The 5280-nt window shown below is 71.2% G+C and carries 4 protein-coding genes; 2 read left to right on the top strand and 2 right to left on the bottom strand.

Annotated features, from left to right (window positions below):
• Positions 1-41 precede the first annotated feature (41 nt).
• Both dapF and miaA read right to left on the bottom strand, forming a co-directional pair.
• Positions 42-842: a diaminopimelate epimerase gene (gene dapF, locus HAV40_RS37825; RefSeq protein ID WP_166389137.1), complete on the bottom strand. Its 801-nt coding sequence runs from the start codon at positions 840-842 to the stop codon at positions 42-44.
• On the bottom strand, positions 839-1768 hold the full coding sequence (gene miaA / locus HAV40_RS37820; protein WP_239086923.1) for a tRNA (adenosine(37)-N6)-dimethylallyltransferase MiaA: 930 nt from the start codon (positions 1766-1768) through the stop codon (positions 839-841). Before miaA ends, dapF begins: the two co-directional genes overlap by 4 nt.
• A gap of 236 nt (positions 1769-2004) precedes the next feature.
• Here miaA and HAV40_RS37815 point away from each other — a divergent pair, with 236 nt between their 5' ends.
• Positions 2005-3213 (top strand): DUF349 domain-containing protein, encoded by a 1209-nt coding sequence (locus HAV40_RS37815; protein WP_166389135.1) that lies wholly within the window; start codon positions 2005-2007, stop codon positions 3211-3213.
• A 174-nt stretch (positions 3214-3387) separates the two neighbouring features.
• Positions 3388-5061, top strand: a complete 1674-nt coding sequence (locus HAV40_RS37810) for a cellulase family glycosylhydrolase (RefSeq protein ID WP_166389134.1) — start codon at positions 3388-3390, stop codon at positions 5059-5061.
• Positions 5062-5280: the final 219 nt, after the last annotated feature.

The raw sequence follows: 5280 nt of genomic DNA, 5'->3' as shown, positions 1-5280 counted from the left end.
GCGGGGTGGCTTGGCCGCGCGGGTGGGGGGAGGTGAGGGGGTTAGGGGCGGGGGGTGAGGGTGGTGGGGTCGAGTTCGCCGGTGTAGGTGAGGACGGCGGGGCCGGCGAGCCAGGAGGTGTGGGGGTCGCGGGTTACCTCGAGGCGGCCGCCGGGGACGTCGACGGTGATGGTGCCGGTGGGACGGCCGCTGGTGTGCAGGGCGGCGACGCCGACGGCGGTCGCGCCGGTGCCGCAGGACATCGTCTCGCCGGAGCCTCGCTCGTAGACGCGCATGCGCCGGTGGTCCTCGCCCAGCTTGACCGAGAACTCGACGTTGACCCCGGCCGGGAACAGCACCGGGTCGGTGTCGGGGGCACGGGACAGGTCGACGGCCGCGGCCACGTCGGCGGGCACGTCGCAGACCAGGTGCGGGTTGCCCATGGAGATCGCCAGTCCGGGGTAGCTCACCCCGTCGATCACGGCCGTCGACTCGCCGAGCAGCGCGGGGGCGGCCATGTCGACCCGGACCAGGTCCCCCTCGACGTACGCGGTGCGCAGGCCCCCGCGCGTGGACAGCGGGATCTCGTCGCCGGCCAGGCCGGTGGTGTGCAGGTAGCGGGCGAAGACGCGTACGCCGTTGCCGCACATCTCCGACAGCGAGCCGTCGGAGTTCCAGTAGTCCATGAAGTAGACGGCGGCCGGGTCGGCCGAGGGCTGCACCCGCAGCACGCCGTCGCCGCCGATGCCGAAACGCCGGTCGCACAGGGCCGCGACCAGGGCGGGCGTCAGCTCGACGGTGCCTTCGAGATCCTCGATGATCACGAAGTCGTTGCCGGTGCCGTGTCCCTTGGTGAACTTCACGGCGTCTCCCTCACCATCCGCAGCGCCTGGGCCACCAGGTCGGGGGCCGCGCCGTCGAGCCAGCGTACCGAGGGGTCACGGCGCAGCCACGAGCGCTGGCGCCGGACGAAGCGCCGTGTCCCGGTGACCGTGTCGTCGTGGGCCTGCTGCTCGGCGCACCTGCCGTCGAGGTACGCCAGGACCTGCTGGTAACCGAGCGCCCGGGACGCGGTCAGGCTGCCCGCGAGCCCTTGCGGCAGCAGCCCGCGCACCTCGTCGACCAGCCCGTCGGCCCACATCTTCGCCACCCGCTGCGCGACGCGCACGTCGAGGTCGGCGCGGTCCACGGCGAGCTGCAGCACCGGGTACACCGGCACGGGGTCGGGCAGCGAGGCGGTGAACGGCTGCCCGGTGAGCTCGATCACCTCCAGGGCGCGCACGATACGCCGGCCGTTGCTTGAAAGGATCTTGTCGGCGGCGACCGGGTCGGCCGCGCGCAGCCGCTCGTGCAGCGGGCCGGGGCCGACCTCGGCCAGTTCGGCCTCCAGCCGCGCCCGCACGTCGGGATCGGTGCCCGGGAACGAGAAGTCCTCGAGCACCGCCCGCTGGTAGAGGCCGGATCCGCCGACCAGCAGCGCGACCTTGCCGCGGGCCTGGATGTCGTCGATCGCCGCGCGGGCCAGCCGCTGGTACTCCGCCACGCTGGCGGGCTCGGTGACCGGCCAGATGTCCAGCAGGTGGTGTGGCACGCCCTGCCGCTCGGCGACGGTGAGCTTGGCGGTGCCGATGTCCATGCCCTGGTAGAACTGCATGGAGTCGCAGTTGACGACTTCACCGCCTAAGGTGTCAGCCAGGGCGAGGGACAGCGCCGACTTTCCCGCGGCGGTGGGACCGACTACCGCGACCACCGTTGCGTCCGTTTTCGCACCTGCCTGCTTCACCCGCACGGGACAACCGTAATCGGATCGTGCCCTGCACTGCGGGGCGGAGCAGGTGCGGCATCGGCGCGGACCCCGTAAGGTCACCTTGTCCTGGGCGCGCGCCGCGCGTCCAGCCGGACCTGTGACAATGCTGAAGGAGAGACGAACTACTCTCCCCGGTGGAACGCGGGTCAACTGCGCTATGGCGGCGACCTCGCACGTGATGGCGAGGTTCGGTCGGGAAGAACGAGGATGGGCACATCATGAGCGACTGGGCATCGTATGGCCGGGTGGACGCGGACGGCACGGTCTGGGTGAAGTCGGCTGCGGGCGAGCGCGCCGTCGGATCATGGCAGGCCGGCACCCCGGAAGAGGGGCTGGCGCACTTCGTCCGCCGGTACGAGGATCTCGTCACCGAGGTCGACCTGATCGAGACCCGCCTCAAGTCCGGGGCCGCTGACGCCTCGCAGACCCTGACCACGGTCAAGCGGCTGCGCGCCGGCATGGACGAGGCGCACGTCGTCGGCGACATCGACGGCCTGTCCGCACGGCTGGACCGGCTGACGACGCTCGCCGAGGAGAAGGCGGGCGAGGCCAAGGCCGCCCGCGACGCCGCCCGGGTCGAGGCCGTGGCCCGCAAGACCGGCCTGGTCGAGGAGGCGGAGAAGCTCGCCGCCGAGTCCACCAGCTGGAAGGCGACCGGCGACCGGTTCAAGGAGATCCTCGACGAGTGGAAGACCATTCGCGGGGTCGACAAGAAGACCGACGGTGACCTGTGGAAGCGCTTCTCGGTCGCCCGGGACAGCTTCACCCGCCGCCGCGGTGGCCACTTCGCCACCCTCGACGCCGCCCGCAAGCAGGCCCAGACCGCCAAGGACGACCTGGTCGCCGAGGCGGAGACGCTGGCCGAGTCCACCGACTGGGCGGCCACCGCGGCCCGGCTCAAGGAGCTCATGGCCGACTGGAAGGCCGCGCCGCGCGCCTCCAAGGAGGCCGAGCAGAAGCTGTGGGACCGGTTCCGCGCCGCGCAGGACGCGTTCTTCACGCGCCGCAGCGAGGTCTTCTCGGCTCGTGACAACGAGCAGAAGGCCGCCCTGACCCGCCGTCAGGAGCTGCTGGCCCAGGCCGAGGCCATCGACGTGGACGCCGACCCGAAGGCCGCGCAGAACGCGCTGCGCGAGATCCAGGGCCAGTGGCACGACACCGGCCGGGTGCCCCGCGAGAACGTGGCCGGTCTCGACCGCCGCATGCGCGCCATCGAGGACAAGGTGCGCGACGCGATGGACGCCGCCTGGCGGCGTACCGAGCCGTCGGCGAACCCGCTGCTCAAGCAGATGCGCGAGCAGGTCGCCGAGGCGCAGGCGCGGCTGGAGCGGGCGCAGGCCGCCGGCGACGCCAAGCGCATCAAGGAGGCCGAGCAGGCCCTGGCCGGCAAGAAGAATTTCTTGGCCTTGGCCGAGAAATCAAGCTGATCAGTTTGGCGCTGGCCGAGAAGTCCAGCTGACGCACTGATTTTCGAGGGGGCGGTCGCGCGAGCAGCCGCCCCCTTGCTGTGTACGCCATCGGCGGTGCACGATGTACCCGGAGCCAGGGCAGGCACGCATTTCCCGATCCCGCACGTCCGTCATGGATGGAGCACACCCGGAATGCGTTGGAAGACCCGCACGACCGCGTTCACCGCGGCCCTGGCCGCCGCACTCGCCGCCGCGGCCACCGCCCTCGTGGCGATCACGTTCTCCGCCGGACCCGCCAGCGCCGACACCGGCACCGGCTACCTGCGCACCAGCGGCCGCAACATCGTCGACAGCACCGGCCGCACGGTACGCCTGACCGGCATCAACTGGTTCGGCATGGAGACCGACAACAAGACCTTCCACGGCCTGTGGGCCAACGCCCCCGCCACCTGGAAGGGCCAGCTCGACCGGATGGCCTCGCTGGGCTTCAACACCCTGCGCGTGCCGTACTCCGGCGACGCGCTCAGGGCCGGGGCGGTCGCCACCGGCATCAACGACTTCACCAACCCGGACCTGGTCGGCAACTCGCCGCTGCAGATCCTCGACAAGGTCGTCGCGTACGCGGGCACCAAAGGCATGCGGGTCATCCTGGACCGGCACCGGCCGACCGCGGCCGGGCAGACCCCGCTCTGGTACACCGCAGCGGTCTCCGAGGCCAGCATGATCGCCGACTGGGTGATGCTGGCGCAGCGGTATGCGGGCAACCCGACGGTGATCGGGGCCGACCTGTTCAACGAGCCGCACGCCGAGGGCACCGAGCCCAACGCGACCGGCGCCTGCTGGGGCTGCGACGTGCAGGCCCGGGACTGGCGGCTGGCCGCCGAGCGCATCGGCAACGCGGTGCTCGCCGCCAACTCGAACTGGCTGGTCTTCGTCGAGGGTGTGAGCTGCCTGTCCGGCGGCGTCGCCAACGAGTGGGACAACATCCCCGACGACCCGATGGCCTGCGACTGGTGGGGCGGCAACCTGTCCGCCGCGATCGACAAGCCGGTACGCCTGAACGTCGCCAACCGGCTCGTCTACTCCCCGCACGAGTACGGCATCTCGGTGTACGACCGGCAGAAGTGGTTCAACGACCCGAACTTCCCGAACAACTTGCCCGCGGTCTGGGACTTCTTCTGGGGCAAGCTGGCCAAGCAGAACGTCGCCCCGATCCTGGTCGGCGAGTTCGGCAGCACGCTGGCCAACCCGCTGGACACGCAGTGGCTGACCAAGCTGATGGCCTACATCGGCGACAACGGGCTGTCGTTCACGTACTGGTCGTGGAACCCGAACTCCGGTGACACCGGCGGCATCGCGCTGGACGACTGGTACTCGATCAACCAGACGAAGTACAACATCCTCCAGCCGTACCTGAACCCGCCGTCGGGCAACCCGAACCCGACCACACCCGGCCCGTCGCCGTCGGCATCCCCGTCCCGGCCGCCGTCGCCGTCGCCGTCGGTCTCCCCCTCGCGGCCACCGTCGCCGTCGGCCTCGCCCAGTTCCGGCACCGGGGCGTGCACGAAGGCCGTCGTGATCACGAACTCGTGGCAGGGCGGCTACCAGGCCGAGGTGCGGGTGACCAATACGAGCGGCAGTGCCGTCAATCCGTGGACGGTGACCTGGACCGTGCCGAGCGGGGTCGCGCTGACCAACGGCTGGAACGCGACCGTCACCCAGAGCGGCACCACGTTCACGGCCGCCGCACCGACCTGGAACACCTCACTGCCGGCGGGCGCCACGGTGGTCATCGGCTTCACCGCCACCGGCCCGTCCTCACCGGCTCCGAGCAACGTACGCCTCAACGGCGCAGCCTGCACCTGATCCTGCCCACCCCCGCAACGGCGCGTTGATCCGTTTAGGACAATAGGCGCGCCGGGCACATGGCACCTGGCGCCCTGCATCGATCCCACCGGCATCCGCCGGGATGGGCGCCAGGTCTCGCCGACCCGAGTGCGACCGCCGCACCGGGTCGGCGAGTTCCTCCCCCACCCACCCCGCCGCCCCGCCCGGCCCCCACCCCNATGCGCAACTCTTAAAGAG

The sequence above is a fragment of the Catellatospora methionotrophica genome (assembly GCF_011297335.1).
Taxonomy (GTDB): Bacteria; Actinomycetota; Actinomycetes; order Mycobacteriales; family Micromonosporaceae; genus Catellatospora; species Catellatospora methionotrophica.
This window is presented reverse-complemented; position numbering and strand designations above follow the sequence as displayed.